The 19,620-nt window shown below is 57.7% G+C and carries 17 protein-coding genes and 2 tRNA genes; 1 reads left to right on the top strand and 18 read right to left on the bottom strand.

The features are described 5' to 3' along the window. Positions 1-9: 9 nt before the first annotated feature. The 10 genes from nusA to rlmE form a co-directional block, all read right to left on the bottom strand. Complete coding sequence (gene nusA / locus K5K95_RS12910; RefSeq protein ID WP_222589740.1) at positions 10-1,491, bottom strand: transcription termination factor NusA; 1,482 nt, start codon at positions 1,489-1,491, stop codon at positions 10-12. A gap of 47 nt (positions 1,492-1,538) precedes the next feature. Further along, on the bottom strand, positions 1,539-1,997 hold the full coding sequence (gene rimP / locus K5K95_RS12905; protein WP_010463487.1) for a ribosome maturation factor RimP: 459 nt from the start codon (positions 1,995-1,997) through the stop codon (positions 1,539-1,541). Positions 1,998-2,135: 138 nt separating this feature from the next. After that, positions 2,136-2,212 (bottom strand) — tRNA-Met (locus K5K95_RS12900). Positions 2,213-2,308: 96 nt separating this feature from the next. Then, a tRNA-Leu gene (locus K5K95_RS12895) sits at positions 2,309-2,394 on the bottom strand. Positions 2,395-2,416: 22 nt separating this feature from the next. Then, positions 2,417-2,803, bottom strand: coding sequence for a preprotein translocase subunit SecG (gene secG, locus K5K95_RS12890; RefSeq protein WP_090175639.1), 387 nt, complete (start codon positions 2,801-2,803; stop codon positions 2,417-2,419). 4 nt (positions 2,804-2,807) lie between these two features. Beyond that, a complete protein-coding gene (gene tpiA / locus K5K95_RS12885) occupies positions 2,808-3,563 on the bottom strand; it encodes a triose-phosphate isomerase (RefSeq protein ID WP_222589739.1) in 756 nt (251 codons plus the stop codon). Between the two features lie 66 nt (positions 3,564-3,629). After that, the gene (glmM, locus tag K5K95_RS12880; RefSeq protein ID WP_222589738.1) at positions 3,630-4,967 is read right to left on the bottom strand and encodes a phosphoglucosamine mutase; all 1,338 of its coding nucleotides are present in this window, start codon (positions 4,965-4,967) and stop codon (positions 3,630-3,632) included. A 16-nt stretch (positions 4,968-4,983) separates the two neighbouring features. After that, complete coding sequence (folP, locus tag K5K95_RS12875) at positions 4,984-5,835, bottom strand: dihydropteroate synthase (RefSeq protein ID WP_222589737.1); 852 nt, start codon at positions 5,833-5,835, stop codon at positions 4,984-4,986. Between the two features lie 8 nt (positions 5,836-5,843). After that, positions 5,844-7,754: an ATP-dependent zinc metalloprotease FtsH gene (gene ftsH / locus K5K95_RS12870; protein ID WP_017336469.1), complete on the bottom strand. Its 1,911-nt coding sequence runs from the start codon at positions 7,752-7,754 to the stop codon at positions 5,844-5,846. Positions 7,755-7,956: 202 nt separating this feature from the next. After that, the gene (rlmE, locus tag K5K95_RS12865) at positions 7,957-8,586 is read right to left on the bottom strand and encodes a 23S rRNA (uridine(2552)-2'-O)-methyltransferase RlmE (RefSeq protein WP_208670033.1); all 630 of its coding nucleotides are present in this window, start codon (positions 8,584-8,586) and stop codon (positions 7,957-7,959) included. A 105-nt stretch (positions 8,587-8,691) separates the two neighbouring features. Here rlmE and K5K95_RS12860 point away from each other — a divergent pair, with 105 nt between their 5' ends. Beyond that, entirely contained in the window at positions 8,692-9,000 is a 309-nt protein-coding gene (locus tag K5K95_RS12860) for a YhbY family RNA-binding protein (protein ID WP_007942889.1), read from the top strand. A gap of 9 nt (positions 9,001-9,009) precedes the next feature. On the opposite strand, the gene K5K95_RS12855 is transcribed toward K5K95_RS12860, so the two are convergent. The 8 genes from K5K95_RS12855 to grpE form a co-directional block, all read right to left on the bottom strand. Beyond that, on the bottom strand, positions 9,010-9,414 hold the full coding sequence (locus K5K95_RS12855) for an MFS transporter (protein ID WP_222590336.1): 405 nt from the start codon (positions 9,412-9,414) through the stop codon (positions 9,010-9,012). Between the two features lie 28 nt (positions 9,415-9,442). After that, positions 9,443-9,919: a transcription elongation factor GreA gene (gene greA / locus K5K95_RS12850; protein WP_033058235.1), complete on the bottom strand. Its 477-nt coding sequence runs from the start codon at positions 9,917-9,919 to the stop codon at positions 9,443-9,445. Positions 9,920-9,921: 2 nt separating this feature from the next. Beyond that, positions 9,922-13,143 carry a carbamoyl-phosphate synthase large subunit gene (gene carB / locus K5K95_RS12845; RefSeq protein WP_090175657.1) on the bottom strand — a complete coding sequence of 1,074 codons (3,222 nt, stop codon included), beginning with the start codon at positions 13,141-13,143 and terminating at the stop codon, positions 9,922-9,924. A 119-nt stretch (positions 13,144-13,262) separates the two neighbouring features. Next, on the bottom strand, positions 13,263-14,399 hold the full coding sequence (gene carA, locus K5K95_RS12840) for a glutamine-hydrolyzing carbamoyl-phosphate synthase small subunit (RefSeq protein ID WP_222589736.1): 1,137 nt from the start codon (positions 14,397-14,399) through the stop codon (positions 13,263-13,265). A 259-nt stretch (positions 14,400-14,658) separates the two neighbouring features. Next, complete coding sequence (dapB, locus tag K5K95_RS12835; protein ID WP_090175663.1) at positions 14,659-15,465, bottom strand: 4-hydroxy-tetrahydrodipicolinate reductase; 807 nt, start codon at positions 15,463-15,465, stop codon at positions 14,659-14,661. A gap of 9 nt (positions 15,466-15,474) precedes the next feature. After that, on the bottom strand, positions 15,475-16,599 hold the full coding sequence (gene dnaJ, locus K5K95_RS12830; RefSeq protein WP_222589735.1) for a molecular chaperone DnaJ: 1,125 nt from the start codon (positions 16,597-16,599) through the stop codon (positions 15,475-15,477). A 297-nt stretch (positions 16,600-16,896) separates the two neighbouring features. Continuing rightward, complete coding sequence (dnaK, locus tag K5K95_RS12825; protein ID WP_222589734.1) at positions 16,897-18,813, bottom strand: molecular chaperone DnaK; 1,917 nt, start codon at positions 18,811-18,813, stop codon at positions 16,897-16,899. Between the two features lie 102 nt (positions 18,814-18,915). Beyond that, on the bottom strand, positions 18,916-19,482 hold the full coding sequence (gene grpE, locus K5K95_RS12820; protein ID WP_090175671.1) for a nucleotide exchange factor GrpE: 567 nt from the start codon (positions 19,480-19,482) through the stop codon (positions 18,916-18,918). Between the last annotated feature and the right edge of the window lie 138 nt (positions 19,483-19,620).

Raw genomic sequence — 19,620 nt, 5'->3', positions numbered from 1 at the left:
CGCGCCTAATTACTCGAACCAGTGGGCTCGGGCGGCCATGATCAACTTGCCGGCACGATCTTCGTCAATGCCGTCGATGTCGAGCAGATCGTCAATAGACTGCTCGGCCAGGTCTTCGCGGGTAATTACGCCGCGCACCGCCAGTTCCATCGCCAAATCCTTGTCCATACCCTCAAGCGAGAGCAGGTCTTCGGCCGGATGGGCGTCTGCCAGCTTTTCCTCAGTAGCGATGGCTTTGGTCAACAAACGATCCTTGGCGCGAGCGCGAAGCTCGTTGACGGTTTCTTCGTCAAAGCCGTCGATGTTGAGCATTTCTTCCAACGGTACGTAGGCAATCTCTTCCAGGCTGGTGAAGCCTTCATCTACCAGCACCTGTGCCAGGTCTTCATCGACTTCCAGCTCGTCAATGAAATTGCGCAGGATGTCGCCGGTTTCTGCTTGCTGCTTAGCCTGGATGTCCGATTCGGTCATCACGTTCAGGGTCCAGCCAGTCAGCTGGCTAGCCAGACGCACGTTCTGACCACCACGACCGATGGCCTGAGCCAGATTGTCTGCGCCAACGGCGATGTCCATTGCATGGGCATCTTCGTCAACGATAATTGCCGCCACTTCAGCCGGCGACATTGCATTGATCACAAACTGAGCCGGGTTGTCGTCCCACAGGACGATGTCCACACGCTCACCGCCCAACTCACCCGACACTGCCTGGACGCGCGAACCGCGCATACCGATGCAAGCGCCTTGCGGGTCAATGCGTTTGTCCTTGGAGCGGACCGCGATCTTGGCGCGCGAACCCGGATCACGGGACGCAGCCATTACTTCGATCAGGCCCTCAGCAATTTCCGGCACTTCGATGCGGAACAACTCGATCAGCATTTCCGGCGCGGTACGCGACAGGATCAGCTGCGGGCCGCGGTTCTCGGTGCGGATTTCCTTGAGCAGCGCACGCAAACGCACGCCAACCCGGAAAGTTTCGCGAGAGATGATGTCTTCACGAGCCAGCAACGCTTCAGCGTTGTTGCCCAGGTCGACGATCACGTTGTCGCGGGTGACTTTTTTCACGGTGCCGGAGATGATTTCCCCCAGGCGCTCGCGATAGGCATCAACGACTTGAGCGCGCTCGGCTTCGCGCACTTTCTGCACGATGACTTGCTTGGCAGTCTGTGCAGCGATGCGGCCGAACTCGATGGATTCGATTTTTTCTTCGACTACATCACCAACCTTGGCGCCAGGATGCGTTTCGGCAACCTTGCTCGGCCAGGTTTCGATGGCCGGATCGTCCAGGTCGGCTTCTTCGACGACCGTCCAGCGACGGAAAGTCTCGTAAGCGCCGGTGTGGCGATTGATTTCCACACGCAGATCGACTTCGTCCTCAAAACGCTTTTTGGTAGCAGTGGCCAGAGCCAGCTCCAGCGCTTCAAAAATTACGTTTGCCGGTACGCCCTTTTCATTGGATACCGACTCAACAACCAGCAGTACTTCTTTGCTCATCGTACGCCTCGCCTTTCGCAAGCCATTGGATCCGCGGGATCCGCGTCTCAGTCAAAACTGGGAATAATGTTGGCCTTGTCGATCATATCGATCGGCAACAGGAACTCATGGTCTTCTACCTGCACCACGACGTCCTGCTCTTCTACACCGCGCAGAAGGCCCTGAAAGTTGCGTCGTCCTTCAAAGGGCGAGCGCAGCTTGATCTTCACTTGTTCACCGGCAAATTTTGCAAACTGCTCAATAGTGAACAGCGGGCGTTCCATGCCAGGCGAGGAAACTTCAAGGGTGTATTCAACGGCGATTGGATCTTCAACATCCAGGACACCGCTGATCTGACGGCTGACGATGGCACAATCGTCCACCAGCACGCCGCCTTCCTTATCAATATAAACGCGCAACATTGAGTGGCGACCTTGAGCCGAAAACTCAATACCCCAGCATTCATAGCCTAGGGCCACGACCACCGGGGCCAACAAGGCCTGCAACTCTTCTAGCTTGCTCGACACCTGAACCCCCTCGTGCATGTATGTGCATGCTATGCAAAATAAAAAAATGGGCGAAACGCCCATCCTTGAAACGCCGTCGAACAGCGGCGTAGAAAGTGTCCAGCTAACAAAAAGCCCCTTAAAAGGGGCTCCTTAAACTGGTTGCGGGGGCCGGATTTGAACCGACGACCTTCGGGTTATGAGCCCGACGAGCTACCAGACTGCTCCACCCCGCGACAAAGCTGGGGCGGAAGTATACGACCGATCCCTGACAGGGTCAATGTAACCTTCCACCTACAAGAAAGCCCGCAACAGCGGGCTCTCCTGATAATTGGTACCGAGAAGGGGACTCGAACCCCTACACCCTATGGGCACAACCACCTCAAGGTTGCGTGTCTACCAATTCCACCACCTCGGCAATACTACGTTTGAAACCCTTCTTACTTCTGCTCTTGAGCTGGAGGTACGTCAGTCGCTGGAGTAGCCGACTTTTGCTCTTGAAGCACCGGGACATCATCAGAAGCCGGTTGTTGCTGCTTAGGAACTTCCAACACTGCTGGGTTTGGCAAACCTACTTGAGTCAGCTGGTGAGCTTTCTCTTTAGCAAAGTAACCTAACCCTAAGCTGGTTATGAAGAAACCGGCGGCAAGTATAGCAGTAAACTTACTAAGAAAGGTAGAGGAACCTTGGCTTCCGAACACAGTATTTGAAGCACCTGCTCCGAAAGACGCGCCAGCATCCGCACCTTTACCCTGCTGCAGCAATACCAGAGCAACTACGCCCAATGCACCCAGCAGATGAAAAACGACTACGACTGTTTCCAGCATTTTTTCAGTTTCCCGCGGCGCGACAAATCGCACCGAACTCATCTGCATTCAGGGAAGCTCCACCAATGAGCCCCCCATCGATATCCGGCATGCCGAACAGTTCGACCGCATTGGCCGCCTTCACGCTGCCGCCGTATAGAAGCCGCACACCTTGTGCGATTTCAGAATTCTCTGCCGCCAACTGAGCGCGAATGGCTGCGTGCACATCCTGCGCCTGTTGCGGCGAAGCAGTCAGCCCGGTGCCAATGGCCCAGACCGGCTCGTAAGCAATTACTGCATTAGCAAAGGCACCGACACCCAGTTCCTCTATGATACTGCCAAGCTGACGCCCGACAACCTCAAGAGTTTTCCCGGCTTCACGCTGCTCAAGGGTTTCCCCTATGCACAACACCGGAATCAAGCCACATGCCTGTGCCGCTGCGAACTTGCGATTCAGCATGCCGTCCTGCTCGCCCATAATCTGGCGGCGCTCGGAATGCCCGACAAGCACCAGGGAACACCCTGCATCTACCAACTGACTCGGCGCAATCTCACCGGTCAACGCACCTTGCATGGATTCCACCGCAGAGTTCTGCGCGCCGACCAAAATCGACTGTCCCTTCAAACCATCAATCACTTGATTGATATGCAAGCAAGGCGGGAATACCGCTACATCAACACCGCTCGGCAAGGCCAGATGACGAAGGCCATTGATCAGCTCAGCGACGCTGGCGCGGGTACCGTGCATCTTCCAGTTACCAGCTACCATAGGGCGACGCATGCTGTACCTCGTCGGTCAAAGTGGGCGCAGATGTTACCCAACACAATCATGGCTGGCAAGCCGAATTCAGGCAGAAACTTCAGTAACCAGTTTTGCCAGCTCTTCGGCGTAACCACGAACCTGTGTTTCGTCCTCGCCTTCGACCATCACCCGCACCAACGGCTCCGTCCCGGACTTGCGCAACAGCACACGCCCGCGACCCGCCATCGCCTGGGTAACACGATCACTGGCCTCCTTGACCGCTGGGTGGTCGAGCGGGCTCGCGCCCCCGCCGAACCGGACATTGATCAGCACCTGAGGGCACTTGCGCAACGCCTGACGAGACTGAGCAAGACCTTCCGAACGAGACTTAAGCGCCATCAGCACCTGCAATGCAGCGATGATCGCATCACCCGTCGTGGTGTGATTGAAGCAGACGATATGACCCGAGTTCTCACCGCCGACCAGCCAGTTACGCTCCAGCAAGTCAGCGATTACATAGCGGTCGCCGACGTTGGCGCGCACAAAAGGAATCGACAGGTCAGCCAGGGCAAGCTCCAGCCCCAGGTTACTCATCAACGTACCGACCACGCCGCCTTGCAGCTTGTCACGCTCATGCAGATCGCGGGCGATGATGTACAGCAACTCATCACCGTCAACAACGGCACCCGTGTGATCGACCATCAGGACACGATCACCGTCGCCGTCGAAGGCGATACCCAGATCAGCATGCTCGGCCAATACGGCAGCCTGTAATTGGCCCATATGGGTCGAGCCGCAATTTTCATTGATGTTCAGGCCGTTAGGCTGAGCGGATAGCACAACGACTTCGGCACCCAACTCACGGAACACACTTGGTGCAACCTTGTAGGTCGCACCGTGGGCGCAGTCGACCACGATTTTCAGGCCAGCGAAGCTGGTGCCGGTCGGAACGCTGCTTTTGCAGAATTCGATGTAGCGACCAGAGGCATCGTTGATTCGCGACACTTTACCGATCTTGCTCGACTCAACCACGGTCATCGGGGTATCGAGCAACTCTTCGATCATCAACTCGACTTCATCCGGCAGCTTGGTGCCTTTGCCAGAGAAGAACTTGATACCGTTGTCATCATGAGGATTGTGCGAGGCACTGATCACGATGCCGGCTTCCGCATGGAAGGTACGTGTCAGGTACGCGATTGCCGGAGTCGGCATCGGGCCCAGCAACATCACATCAGCACCAGCCGATGTCAGACCGGCTTCGAGCGCGGACTCAAACATGTAACCGGAAATCCGGGTGTCCTTGCCGACCAGCACCTTGCAGGCGCCCATCTTGCGGAACGCCATGCCCGCTGCCCAGCCGAGCTTGAGCATGAAGTCAGGAGTAATCGGGTATTCGCCGACCCGACCACGGATACCGTCGGTGCCAAAGTATTTTTTGCTCATAAGTGCTCCATCATTCTTATTCGGCTGATTCCACTGCGGCGATCATCCGGACCACGTCCACTGTTTCGGCTACATCATGGACGCGCAATATACGCGCACCCTTGGCCGAAGCCAGCGCCGCGAGCGCCAGACCACCAAACAGACGCTCTCCAACCGGGCGATTCAAGGCCAGGCCTATCATGCTCTTTCGCGAAACCCCGACCAACAGGGGCCGCCCCAAGGCATGCAGGGCTTCCATATGTTTGAACAAGCTTAGATTGTGCTGCAATGTTTTCGCGAACCCGAAGCCTGGATCAAGAATAATCCGCTCGGCCGGAATGCCCACCGCCGCGCACTGGGCCATACGCTCAGCGAGAAACTCGCCGACCTCCCGGGTGACATCAAGGTAGTGCGGATCGTTCTGCATGTCGCCAGGCTCACCGAGCATATGCATCAGGCAGACAGGCAGCCCGGTGGCGGCGGCAGCATCCAGGGCGCCGTCTCGACGCAGCGACCGCACGTCATTGATCAAGCCCGCTCCCAGCCGCGCCGTTTCGCGCATGACCGCAGGCGTGGATGTATCGACCGAAATAATCACGTCCAGTTCACGGCTGATGCGCTCAACGACAGGCGCTACGCGCTCCAGCTCTTCAAGCGGCGAAACAGCCCTTGCACCAGGCCTTGTCGATTCGCCACCGACGTCAATCAACGTCGCGCCGGCCGCCACCATCGCTTCGGCATGGCGCAGGGCCGTATCGAGCTGACTGTATCGGCCGCCATCGGAAAAGGAATCGGGGGTGACATTGAGAATGCCCATGACATGCGTCTGGGCCAAATCAAGAACCCGGTTGCCGCAAGGCAACCGGGTCGAGGACTGAACAGAAGTCATTTCAAACCTTATACGTCAGCAGCCGGGCCGCCGATCGGTGTTTCCGGACGCGGATCCTGCACTGCCGGAGGCGTGCCGGAAGTACCGGTTCCACCCGACCAGTCACGAGGTTCGCGCGGTGTACGACCAGCCATGATGTCGTCGATTTGATCGGCATCGATCGTTTCGTACTTCATCAGGGCATCGGCCATCGCGTCGAGCTTGTCGCGGTTGTCCGTAAGGATTTGCTTGGCCGTGCCGTAGCACTGGTCAATGATGCTGCGCACTTCGGAGTCGATCAGCTTGGCCGTCTCACCGGAGAAGCTTGCACTCTGACCACCGCCGCCGCGACCGAGGAACACTTCGCCCTCTTCTTCGGCGTACATCAATGGACCGAGTTTTTCCGACAGACCCCACTTGGTGACCATGTTCCGGGCAATCTGGCTGGCTCGCATGATGTCGTTGGACGCGCCGGTGGTCACACCGTCGAAGCCCAAGGTCATTTCTTCAGCGATACGGCCACCGTACAGCGAGCAGATCTGGCTGATCAGCGCTCGTTTGGAGAGGCTGTAGCGATCTTCTTCCGGCAGGAACATCGTCACACCCAGCGCACGACCGCGCGGGATGATCGAGACCTTGTAAACCGGATCGTGCTCAGGCACGACACGCCCCACAATGGCATGGCCTGCTTCGTGATAGGCGGTGTTCTGTTTTTCTTTCTCGGACATGACCATGGATTTGCGCTCGGCGCCCATCATGATCTTGTCCTTGGCCAGCTCGAACTCTTTCATTTCAACGATGCGCTTGCCGGTACGGGCAGCGAACAACGATGCCTCGTTCACCAGGTTAGCCAGGTCGGCACCGGAGAAGCCAGGCGTACCACGAGCAATCACGGCCGGAGCGACGTCGTCACCCATTGGCACTTTGCGCATGTGAACCTTGAGAATCTGCTCGCGACCACGAATATCCGGCAGACCGACCACGACCTGACGGTCGAAACGACCCGGACGCAGCAACGCAGGGTCCAGTACGTCCGGACGGTTGGTTGCGGCGATGACGATGATGCCGTCATTCATTTCAAAGCCGTCCATCTCTACCAGCAACTGGTTGAGAGTCTGCTCGCGTTCGTCGTGACCACCACCCATGCCGGCACCACGATGGCGACCAACGGCGTCGATTTCATCGATGAAGATGATGCACGGCGCGTGCTTCTTGGCTTGTTCGAACATGTCGCGAACACGGCTGGCACCCACACCGACGAACATTTCGACGAAATCGGAACCGGAGATGGTGAAGAAAGGCACCTTGGCCTCGCCGGCAATCGCCTTGGCGAGCAGGGTCTTACCCGTACCTGGAGGGCCAACCATCAGAACACCGCGCGGAATGCGGCCGCCCAGACGCTGGAACTTGCCCGGATCACGCAGGAATTCAACCAGCTCGCCGACTTCTTCCTTGGCTTCGTCGCAACCGGCGACGTCAGCCAGTGTGGTTTTCACCTGATCTTCGGAGAGCAGGCGCGCCTTGCTCTTGCCGAAGCTCATCGGCCCGCCCTTGCCACCGGCACCGCCCTGCATCTGCCTCATGAAGAACATGAAGACGGCGATGATCACCAGGATCGGGAAGCTCGCGACCAGGAGTTGAGTCCAGATGCTTTGCTGCTCAGGCTGCTTGCCTTCGACCACGACGTGGTTATCCACGAGGTCGCCGATCAGACCGTTGTCCTGAATAGCAGGACGAATGGTCTTGAAGCTGTCGCCGTCGTTGCGTTTACCGGTAATCACATAGCCGTCAACGGCTACGCGCTCGACCTTGCCATCCTTGACCTGCTGGATGAAGTCGGAATAGTTGAGGGTCTGCGGCTCGTTAGGGCTGGAGAAGTTGTTCATCACCGTCACCAGGACAGCCGCGATGATCAACCACAGGATCAGATTCTTTGCCATATCGTTCAATTAACTACCCTCTGAAGCAAGCTCCGCTAATGGCGCGTGCTTCGCATGATATTCACCGGCCTAACTTACTACATTACCTACGGCTCTGGCAGGCGCCGTCTGTAACCCTTTGTGAAACACTTTCTACACAATATTCGTTAAAGCTCACGGGGCAAAATACGAAAAACCTATCGCCCCGCCAAAAAACCTCGTTTTACTCACTACGCCCGCGGTAACCCCAGGCCAGCATGTATTGCTCGCGGGAACTGCCACGAGAAGAGTCTGGCTTGATCATCTGGATCTTGTCGAATTTCCGACGAGCATCCTTCAGGTACACATCAAACCCTTCGCCCTGAAAAATCTTGATCACGAAATTACCACCCGGCTTGAGTATCCGTTCCGCCAAATCAAGCGCCAGCTCGCAAAGAAACATGGCTTTCGGCATATCCACTTCAGGCGTACCACTCATATTGGGGGCCATATCGGAAATCACAAGGTCCACCTGCGAATTACCGACGGCTTCAAGGATCTGCGCGAGCACTTTGTCCTCGGTGAAGTCACCCTGGATGAAAGTCACGTCTGGAATGCTGTCCATTTCCAGAATGTCCGAGGCGATCAGACGCCCCTCACCACCGATCAGACGGCTAGTCACCTGCGACCACCCCCCAGGCGCTGCGCCCAGGTCGACAACGGTCATGCCGGGACGGATCAACTTGTATTTCTCCTGGACCTCCAGAAGCTTGTAACTCGCACGCGAGCGGTAACCATCCTTCTGCGCCTGCTTCACATAGGGATCATTGACATGTCTTTGCAACCACTTAAGGCTTGTCTTGGAACGGGCCACGGGCCACCTCGAAAATAAAACGGGTCGTGATTAACTGGGCGGTCCCGGACTCGCTCGGGTAAACTGGCCGCCGCTTTTTACAAGATCAGACGCAGGGGTCAGATTATGCCGCTCACTCAAGAGCAGAAGAAACAGTACAAATCCATTGGCCACCATCTGAAACCAGTTTTGATTGTGGCTGACAACGGTTTGACTGAAGGTGTGTTAGCCGAACTTGAACGCGCGCTGGCGGATCACGAGCTGATCAAAATCAAGCTCAACATCCTCGATCGCGAATCGCGCCTGGCGTCCATTGCAGAACTCTGCAAGGTCGGCAAAGCGGATCTGGTTCAGGTCATTGGCAAGATGGCACTGATTTATCGCAAGAACTTCAGCGTCAACAAGCAGCTGTCGAACGTCCATCGCTTCAAATGATGGCAAGGGTCAAGGGTGTGCTTCGCGCACCCTGCCACTCCACCCAGGCACCGGTTGTAACACCAGTACCAGCCCGGAAAAACCCAGAGCAAGATAGCTGAACACCTGCCAGCGCATGGCGTCCGGCCAGCCAATATGAGCTGCGACGAACATCGCACATGCAAACAGCGCCATCAGCAGCAGTTGCCCGCGAATATCGCACCATAGACTGACAAGGCCCTCGGCCTGAACCAGCACCAAAGCCTGAAAAACCAAGCACGCTGCGGCGAATTCCACCACCAGCGCATTCAGCATGCCTGCAATTTCGTCGATCAGCAGCGGTGCCAGGCCAATCTGACCCAGCACCGGCAGCAGACCGATGTGTAACAGCCACAGGCCACCGACCCACAACATCTGAGCCAGTTGCCAAAGCATGGCGCCTGCACGGAGCGGGCGCCTGCGTTCAGATGTGGCGGACTTCGACAATCTCGTACTCGATAACGCCACCAGGCGTTTTCACGGCAACCACATCACCCTCTTCCTTGGCAATCAAGGCGCGGGCCAATGGCGAACCTACCGAAATCTTGCCCAGTTTGAAGTCAGCCTCATCCTCACCCACGATGTGGTAAGTGACGCTTTCATCAGTCTCGACATTGGCGATTTCTACGGTGGTGCCGAAAATCACCTTGCCGGTGTGAGGAATGGTCGTGACATCAATGATCACTGCGTTCTGCATGCGACCTTCGATATCACGGATCCGCGCCTCGACCATACCCTGCTGCTCGCGGGCAGCATGGTATTCGGCGTTTTCCTTCAAGTCACCCAACTCGCGGGCCGTACCGATGTCCTGGCTAAGCTTCGGACGGACGACCTTGGTCAGGTGAGCGTGCTCTTCTTCCAGGGCTTTGGCGCCCTGAACGGTCATTGGGTACTTGGTTATGCTCATGCCTTCAACCCTGCGTGTAGATCCTGCAAGCGGCGCACAGTCTTCTCGGGACCGAACTTCAGCGCTTCGCAGATAGCTTCGCCAGCAGCAATGGTAGTGGTGCAATAAATCTTGTGCTGCAAGGCATTACGACGAATGGAGTACGAATCAGCGATCGACTGACGGCCTTCGGTAGTGTTGATGATCAAGGTGACTTCGTCATTCTTGATCATGTCCACCACGTGCGGACGACCTTCGGTCACCTTGTTCACACGACGCACTTTCAGGCCTGCGGCTTCGATCAGCTTGGCAGTCCCGGCAGTGGCGACCACTTCGAAGCCCAAGTTGATCAGATCACGGGCCACGCCTGCAACCAGCGGCTTATCGTCGTCACGCACGCTGATGAACGCGGTACCGCCGGTCGGCAGCACTTCGCTGGCGCCCATTTGAGCTTTGGCAAACGCCTCACCGAAGGTGTCGCCCACGCCCATCACTTCACCGGTGGACTTCATCTCTGGGCCCAGGATCGGGTCCACACCAGGGAATTTGGCAAATGGGAACACTGCCTCTTTCACGCTGTAGAAGTTCGGGATGATTTCTTTGGTGAAGCCGATTTCCTTCAGGGTTTTACCGGCCATGACGCGTGCCGCGATCATCGCCAGGGAAACACCGATGCACTTGGAGACGAACGGCACGGTACGGGAAGCGCGCGGGTTGACTTCGATGACGTAGATGTCTTCGCCTTGCAGCGCCAACTGTACGTTCATCAGGCCGACCACGCCCAGCTCCAGGGCCATTTTCTTGACCTGTTCGCGCATCTCGTCCTGGATGTGGGCAGGCAGCGAGTACGGCGGCAGGGAGCACGCGGAGTCACCAGAGTGAACGCCCGCTTGTTCGATGTGCTGCATGATCGCGCCGATCACCACGTCGGTGCCGTCGCAGACCGCGTCCACGTCCATTTCGATGGCGCAGTTGAGGAAGTGGTCGAGCAGCACCGGGCTGTCGTTGGACACTTTCACCGCGTCACGCAGGTAGCGCTTGAGTTCTTCTTCTTCGTAGACGATTTCCATTGCGCGACCGCCCAGAACATAGGACGGACGAACCACCAGCGGGTAACCGATCTTGGCGGCGGCACGAATCGCTTCGTCTTCGCTACGCACGGTGGCGTTTGGCGGCTGACGCAGGTTCAGACGCTCAACCATCTGCTGGAAGCGCTCACGGTCTTCGGCACGGTCGATGGCGTCAGGGCTGGTGCCGATGATCGGTACGCCGGCTTCTTCCAGGGCACGCGCCAGTTTCAGCGGGGTTTGGCCGCCGTACTGAACGATCACGCCTTTAGGCTTCTCGACCCGGCAGATTTCCAGCACGTCTTCCAGGGTTACTGGTTCGAAGTACAGGCGATCGGAGGTGTCGTAGTCGGTGGAAACGGTTTCCGGGTTGCAGTTGACCATGATGGTCTCGTAACCGTCTTCGCGCAGCGCCAATGCCGCGTGTACGCAGCAATAGTCGAACTCGATACCCTGGCCAATACGGTTAGGACCGCCGCCGAGGATCATGATCTTGTCGCGGCCCGACGGCGCTGCTTCGCACTCTTCCTCGTAAGTCGAGTACATGTAGGCGGTGTCGGTAGCGAACTCGGCCGCGCAAGTGTCAACGCGCTTGTAGACCGGGAAGATTTCCAGCTTGTGACGGTGGCGACGCAGGGCCTTCTCGGTCACGCCCAGCAGCTTGGCCAGACGCATGTCGGAGAAGCCTTTGCGCTTGAGGCGGAACATCAAGTCGCGGTCGATGCTGGCCAGACCCAGGGTCTTGACCTTCTCTTCTTCCTTGATCAGATCTTCGATCTGCACCAGGAACCACGGGTCGATCATGTTCATGCCGAAGATGTCTTCGACGGACAGGCCGGCGCGGAAGGCGTCAGCCACGTACCAGATACGCTCGGCACCCGGCACGGTCAGTTCGCGCTTGAGGATGCTCATGCTTTCCGGGTTGCTCAGGTCGAGCTTCTCGTCCAGACCGCAAACACCCACTTCCAGACCGCGCAGGGCTTTCTGCAAGGATTCCTGGAAGGTCCGGCCGATGGCCATGACTTCACCAACCGACTTCATTTGAGTGGTCAGGCGTGCGTCGGCTTTCGGGAATTTTTCAAAGGCGAAACGTGGCAGCTTGGTCACGACGTAGTCGATGGACGGCTCGAAGGACGCAGGAGTAGCGCCGCCGGTGATTTCGTTCTGCAATTCGTCCAGGGTGTAGCCGATCGCCAGCTTGGCAGCGATACGCGCAATCGGGAAACCAGTGGCTTTCGAGGCCAGCGCCGAGGAACGGGATACCCGCGGGTTCATCTCGATCACGACCATACGGCCAGTGTCCGGGCAGATGCCGAACTGGACGTTGGAGCCGCCGGTTTCCACGCCGATTTCACGCAGTACCGCCAGGGAGGCGTTACGCATGATCTGGTATTCCTTGTCCGTCAGGGTCTGCGCAGGAGCAACAGTGATCGAGTCACCGGTGTGCACGCCCATCGGGTCAAAGTTTTCGATGGAGCAGACGATGATGCAGTTGTCCTTCTTATCGCGGACAACCTCCATCTCGTATTCTTTCCAGCCGATCAGGGATTCGTCGATCAGCAGCTCTTTGGTCGGCGACAAGTCGAGACCACGGGCGCAGATTTCTTCGAACTCTTCACGGTTGTAAGCGATACCGCCACCGGTGCCGCCCATGGTGAAGGACGGACGGATGATGCACGGGAAGCCGAGCTTCTCGAGTACCGCGTTGGCCTCTTCCATGCTGTGGGCGATACCCGAACGCGGGCAGTCCAGGCCGATGGATTTCATCGCCTTGTCGAAGCGCGAACGGTCTTCAGCCTTGTCGATGGTGTCAGCGTTGGCGCCGATCATCTCTACGCCGAACTTCTCCAGAACGCCTTCGCGCTCCAGGTCCAGTGCGCAGTTCAGTGCGGTCTGGCCGCCCATGGTTGGCAGCAGCGCGTCCGGACGCTCTTTCTCGATGATCTTGGCAACGGTCTGCCATTTGATCGGCTCGATGTACGTGGCGTCAGCCATGTCCGGGTCGGTCATGATGGTCGCCGGGTTGGAGTTCACCAGGATGACGCGGTAACCCTCCTCGCGCAGGGCTTTACAGGCCTGGGCGCCGGAGTAGTCGAATTCGCAAGCCTGGCCGATCACGATCGGGCCAGCGCCGAGAATCAGGATGCTTTTAATGTCTGTACGTTTTGGCATGGGTTTGTCACTCAAATCCGCAGGTCAGTCGGCAAGCCGTCTTGTTCAATCTTTGAAGCCTTGAGGGGGCCACCGGTTCTCGGGACCGCCCCTCAAGCTTTGCTCATCAAGGCGAGCGATTAGCGTCGCTTGGCCATTTCGTTGATGAAGCGATCAAACAGTGGTGCTACGTCGTTCGGGCCAGGGCTGGCTTCAGGGTGACCCTGGAAGCTGAAAGCGCTCTTGTCGGTACGCTCGATACCTTGCAGGGTGCCGTCGAACAGCGATTTGTGGATCGCGCGAACGTTGGCTGGCAGGGTCGTTTCGTCTACCGCAAAACCGTGGTTCTGGCTGGTGATCATCACGACGCCGGTGTCCAGGTCCTGGACCGGGTGGTTGGCACCGTGGTGGCCGTGACCCATTTTCAGGGTCTTGGCGCCGGAGGCCAGAGCCAGCAGTTGGTGACCGAGGCAGATGCCGAACACCGGAATCTCGGTTTCCAGCACATCCTTGATCGCCTGGATCGCGTAGTCGCAAGGCTCCGGATCACCAGGACCGTTGGACAGGAACACGCCGTCCGGCTTCATCGCCAGAACGTCGGCGGCTGGCGTCTGAGCCGGCACTACGGTCACACGGCAACCGCGCTCGACCAGCATGCGCAGGATGTTCAGCTTGACGCCGTAGTCGTAGGCAACCACGTGGTACGGCAGCTCGGAGGCTTCGATGGTCGCGTGGCTGTCGGTCTTCAGGTCCCAGACAGTCGAGCGCCACTCGTATTTCTCTTTGGTGCTGACGACTTTCGCCAGGTCCATGCCCTTCAGGCCAGGGAAGCCCTGAGCTGCGGCGATGGCGGCTTCTTCGGAGATGTTGTCACCGGCCATGATGCAGCCGTCCTGCGCGCCTTTCTCACGCAGGATGCGCGTCAGGCGGCGGGTGTCGATACCGGCGATTGCCACAACGTTGTTGGCTTTCAGGTAGTCGGACAGGGACATCGTGTTACGCCAGTTGCTCGCAACCAGTGGCAGGTCACGGATGACCAGGCCAGCAGACCAGACGCGGTCGGACTCGGCATCTTCCGGCGTGGTGCCGGTGTTGCCGATGTGCGGGTAAGTCAGGGTAACGATTTGTTGGGCGTAGGAAGGATCGGTAAGGATTTCCTGATAGCCGGTCATGGCGGTGTTGAACACCACCTCACCAACGGTTTGACCGTCGGCTCCAATGGCTTCGCCGCGAAAAATGCTGCCATCAGCAAGGGCGAGTATGGCTGGCTTAGTCAAGAAGACCTCCCGTAAATAAAGCCTGAAAGGGCGATCGCAGGTTGTAAAAAAGCGGAGTGACGTATGGACACGTCACCCCGCTTCTTCACCGAATAATTCTGCGCGCTTTTAGTGGACACACTAAAGCTGTAGCTTACAGAAAAAGGCTTTTTTGGTCTACCGCCAATGAGCCTTAAAGGCCGGAGAATGCGACAGGACGTCGCTGGGCGGAATAAAACCGGGCTCAAACGCTGGGTTTGAACCCGATTTCGGGCGCATCTTAACGCAGGTCGAGCACGTCTTGCATGTCATAAAGACCCGGCTCACGACCGTCCAGCCACAACGCAGCACGCACCGCGCCCTTGGCGAAGGTCATGCGACTGGATGCCTTGTGGGTGATCTCGAGGCGCTCGCCTTCACAGGCAAACAGCACCGTATGATCGCCAACCACATCACCGCCGCGCACCGTGGCAAAACCGATGGTCTCGCGCTCACGCGCACCGGTGTGGCCTTCACGCCCGTAGACCGCGACCTTCTGCAGATCACGATCCAGCGCACTGGCAATCACTTCACCCATGCGCAGGGCAGTGCCTGATGGCGCATCGATCTTGTGCCGGTGATGGGCCTCGATGATTTCAATGTCCGCATCATCGCCCAACACGCGAGCAGCCATGTCGAGCAGCTTCAGCGACAGGTTTACACCGACGCTGAAATTGGCCGCGAAGACGATCGGAATATCCTTGCCCGCGTCGACCAGCAACTGCTTTTGCGCAGCGTCCAGACCGGTCGTGCCGATCACCATGGCTTTGCCTGCCTTGCGGCAGAACGCCAGGTTTTTCAGCATGACTTCCGGAAGCGTGAAGTCGATCAACACATCGAATTCTTCAGCCACGGATTCCACATGACCGGACAGCGGCACGCCGATACGCCCCAATGAGGCCAGCTCACCGGCGTCCACGCCAATCAGCGTGCTGCCAGGGCGCACGATGGCTGCCGTCAGACCGGTCAGCGGTGCCCTTTGCTGCACCGCCTCGACCAGAATCTTGCCCATGCGGCCAGCCGCACCCATCACAGCAATACGTCGCATGCTCACTCCTTACAAATCGCCGAAGAAGCGCTTCACGCCTTCAAACCAACCGGTGGTTTTCGGCGAATGGCTGTTGTCGTCCGCCAGCGAACTGCGGAACTCTTCCAGCAACTCGCGCTGACGACGACCCAGATTGACCGGGGTTTCGACCGCCACACGGCACATCAAGTCACCGGCACCGCCACCACGCACCGGCGCAACGCCCTTACCGCGAACACGGAACTGCTTGCCGGTCTGAGTCCCTTCAGGGATTTTCAGTTTGACGCGACCATCAAGGGTCGGAATCTCCAGCTCGCCGCCCAATGCCGCATCGACAAAGCTGATCGGCACTTCGCAGAACAGATGCTTGCCATCACGCTGGAAGATCGCGTGCTCGCGCACATTGATCACCACGTAAAGGTCGCCAGTCGGGCCGCCCTGCGCACCCGCCTCGCCTTCGCCGGAAAGACGAATGCGATCACCGGTATCGACGCCCGCCGGCACTTTCACCGAAAGGGTTTTGTATTCTTCGACACGGCCTTCGCCGTTGCACGAACTGCACGGATCGGAAATGATCTTGCCTTGGCCGTGGCAACGCGGACAGGTTTGCTGCACCGAGAAGAAGCCTTGCTGCATGCGCACCTGACCAATGCCGCCGCAGGTCGGGCAAGTGACAGGCGAGGAGCCTTTCTTGGCGCCCGAGCCATCGCACGGCTTGCAGTTGACCAGTGTCGGAACGCGGATATTGACGGTCGTGCCGCGCACCGCCTCTTCCAGGTTCAGCTCCAGGGTGTAGCGCAAGTCGCTGCCGCGCTGGGCGCCGCCACGGGCACCGCCACGACCGCCACCGAAGAAGTCACTGAAGACATCGCCAAAGATGTCGGAGAAGTTCTGACCGCCAAAGCCGGCACCGCCGCCACCCATGCTTGGGTCGACGCCGGCATGACCGTATTGGTCGTATGCCGCGCGCTTGCTCGAATCGGACAGCACCTCATAGGCCTCGTTGGCCTCTTTGAACATATCTTCCGACGCTTTGTCATCGGGATTACGGTCCGGGTGGTGCTTCATTGCCAGGCGGCGGTAGGCCTTTTTCAGGTCTGCTTCGCTTGAGCCACGCTCAACACCCAATACTTCGTAATAGTCACGCTTTGCCATAAGTCTTTGCACTCTTAAGGACGTTCGGCAAACCTCTCCTGAGCCTCGCCAAACTCGTTGAGCCCCAATACAGGCCCGGACCCAACTCACGTCAATTCAACGATCCTGGTCTTTGATTCAATGCGGCACTTTCGGCTCGAGAAGCAGGAGCATTCCCGACCCTACCGCCAGCATCCGAACGTTGTCGCATGCTGTAAAAATTCGCTAACTCCAGACACGCCAACGCGGGAGCAAGCTCCCGCGCGGCGACATCCTACCAGTCACCGCCAGAAGGCAGTCAACCGGGCGACCAACAACTTACTTGTGGTCTTTTACTTCTTCGAACTCAGCATCAACGACGTCGTCCGCTTTTTGAGCTTTTTCGTCGTGCGGTGCAGCGCCTTCAGCAGGCTGAGCCTGTTCGGCATACATCTTCTGCGCCACTGGAGCGGAGACTTTCGACAGCTCTTCAACCTTGGCGTCGATGGCAGCCTTGTCGTCGCCTTTGATGGCGGCTTCCAGGGCAACCACTGCCGCTTCGATTGCAGTCTTCTCTTCAGCGCTCACTTTATCGCCAGCGTCAGCGACCATTTTGCGTGTCGAGTGAACCAGCGCATCACCCTGGTTGCGAGCAGTTGCCAGCTCTTCGAACTGACGATCCGCATCGACGTTGGCTTCAGCGTCGCGAATCATTTGCTGAATTTCTTCCTCGGACAGACCGGAGTTGGCCTTGATCACGATCGACTGGGTCTTGCCGGTAGCCTTGTCTTTGGCGCCTACGTGCAGGATGCCGTTGGCATCGATGTCGAAGGTCACTTCAATTTGTGGCACACCGCGTGGCGCTGGTGGAATCTCGGCCAGGTCGAACTTGCCCAGGGACTTGTTCTGAGCGGCTTGCTTACGCTCGCCTTGCAGCACGTGAATGGTCACAGCGCCCTGGTTGTCGTCGGCAGTCGAGAACACTTGCGATTTCTTGGTAGGAATCGTGGTGTTTTTCTCGATCAGCGCGGTCATCACGCCACCCATGGTTTCGATACCCAGGGTCAGCGGGCTGACGTCGAGCAGCAGAACGTCTTTCACGTCGCCGGCCAATACCGCGCCCTGGATAGCAGCACCCATGGCAACAGCTTCATCCGGGTTCACGTCTTTACGTGCATCTTTACCGAAGAATTCGGTCACCAGCTTCTGAACCAGTGGCATACGGGTCTGACCGCCTACCAGGATCACGTCGTTGATGGCGCCAACGTCGATACCGGAGTCTTTCAGAGCGATACGGCAAGGTTCGATGGTGCGTTGAACCAGGTCTTCTACCAGCGCTTCGAGCTTGGCGCGGGAGATTTTCACGTTCAAGTGCTTAGGACCGGTGGCGTCTGCAGTGATGTACGGCAGGTTCACGTCGGTCGACATGCTCGAGGACAGTTCGATCTTGGCTTTTTCAGCGGCTTCTTTCAGGCGCTGCATGGCCAGCGGGTCACCTTTGAGGTTCATGCCGCTTTCTTTCTTGAATTCGTCAACGAGGTAGTCGATCAGACGAATATCAAAGTCTTCACCGCCCAGGAACGTATCGCCGTTGGTGGCCAATACTTCGAACTGGTGCTCGCCATCGACTTCAGCGATTTCGATCACGGAAACGTCGAAAGTACCGCCGCCCAAGTCGTAAACGATCACGGTGTGATCGCCTTTCGCCTTGTCCATACCGTAAGCCAGAGCAGCTGCGGTTGGTTCGTTGATGATACGTTTTACGTCCAGGCCCGCGATGCGGCCGGCGTCTTTGGTAGCCTGACGCTGGCTGTCGTTGAAGTAGGCCGGAACGGTGATCACCGCTTCGGTCACTGGCTCGCCGAGGTAGTCTTCGGCGGTCTTCTTCATTTTCTTCAGAATTTCAGCCGAGATTTGCGGCGGCGACATTTTCTGGCCGTTCACTTCAACCCAGGCGTCACCGTTGTCGGCCTTGGCGATTTTGTACGGGACCATCTTGATGTCTTTCTGTACGACTTCTTCGTCGAACTTACGGCCGATCAGACGCTTCACCGCATACAGGGTGTTGTGCGGATTGGTCACAGCCTGACGCTTGGCCGACTGGCCCACGAGGATTTCGCCATCGTTGGCGTACGCAATGATCGACGGCGTGGTACGCGCGCCTTCAGCGTTTTCAATAACTTTGGCTACGCCGTTTTCCAGCACGGAGACGCAGGAGTTGGTAGTCCCCAGGTCGATACCGATAATTTTGCCCATGTTCACTCTCCCGAAACTTTGGATTTGGTTGCCGCAGCAGTGGTGGCTAACTGCGGTAGCACTTAAACGCTTGACTTATAAATGGGGGCCTTGCGGCTAATTTCAAGCCTGCTCGTCAATAGAAGGCGAAACTGGCGCAGGCGCTTTGCTCACCACGACCATGGCCGGGCGCAGCAGGCGGCCATTGAGCTGGTAACCCTTCTGGAAGACTTTGAGCACGCTGTTCGGCTCGACGTCGGCGCTTTCCTGCATGGCCATTGCCTGATGCTGAACGGCATTGAACGGTTCGCCATGCGGATCGATCGCTTCCAGGTGATAACGCTTCAGGGTGTCCTGAAACATTTTCAGCGTCAGCTCGATCCCTTCGCGCATTGGACGGATACTTTCATCGTCCGGGCTGGACAACTCCAGACCACGCTCCAGGCTGTCAACGATCGGCAACAAGTCGCTGGCGAATTTCTCCAGGGCAAACTTGTGAGCCTTTTCAACATCCTGCTCAGCGCGGCGGCGGACGTTCTGCAGATCAGCCGCTACACGCAAAGCCTGATCATGAGCACCCGCCAATTGCTCTTCGAGCACTTGTACACGAGCCGCCAGTTCATCACCCGAATCCTGGGCAGCCTGATCGGCGTCTAGATTTTGCGTATCCACTGTCTGTTCGTCAGCCATAGAATTCTCCTTTCAATAACGTCCGCGAGCTCAACTCACGCTTCTGTCCCGGTATATGGGGCCGCAAAAATGAGCTTCAAGGGCTGGGTTGTGATTAACCCTACAAAAAACGCTGCATTGCGATTACCCGATGCGCCA

This window comes from Pseudomonas sp. DR48, assembly GCF_019823085.1.
GTDB lineage: Bacteria > Pseudomonadota > Gammaproteobacteria > Pseudomonadales > Pseudomonadaceae > Aquipseudomonas.
This window is presented reverse-complemented; position numbering and strand designations above follow the sequence as displayed.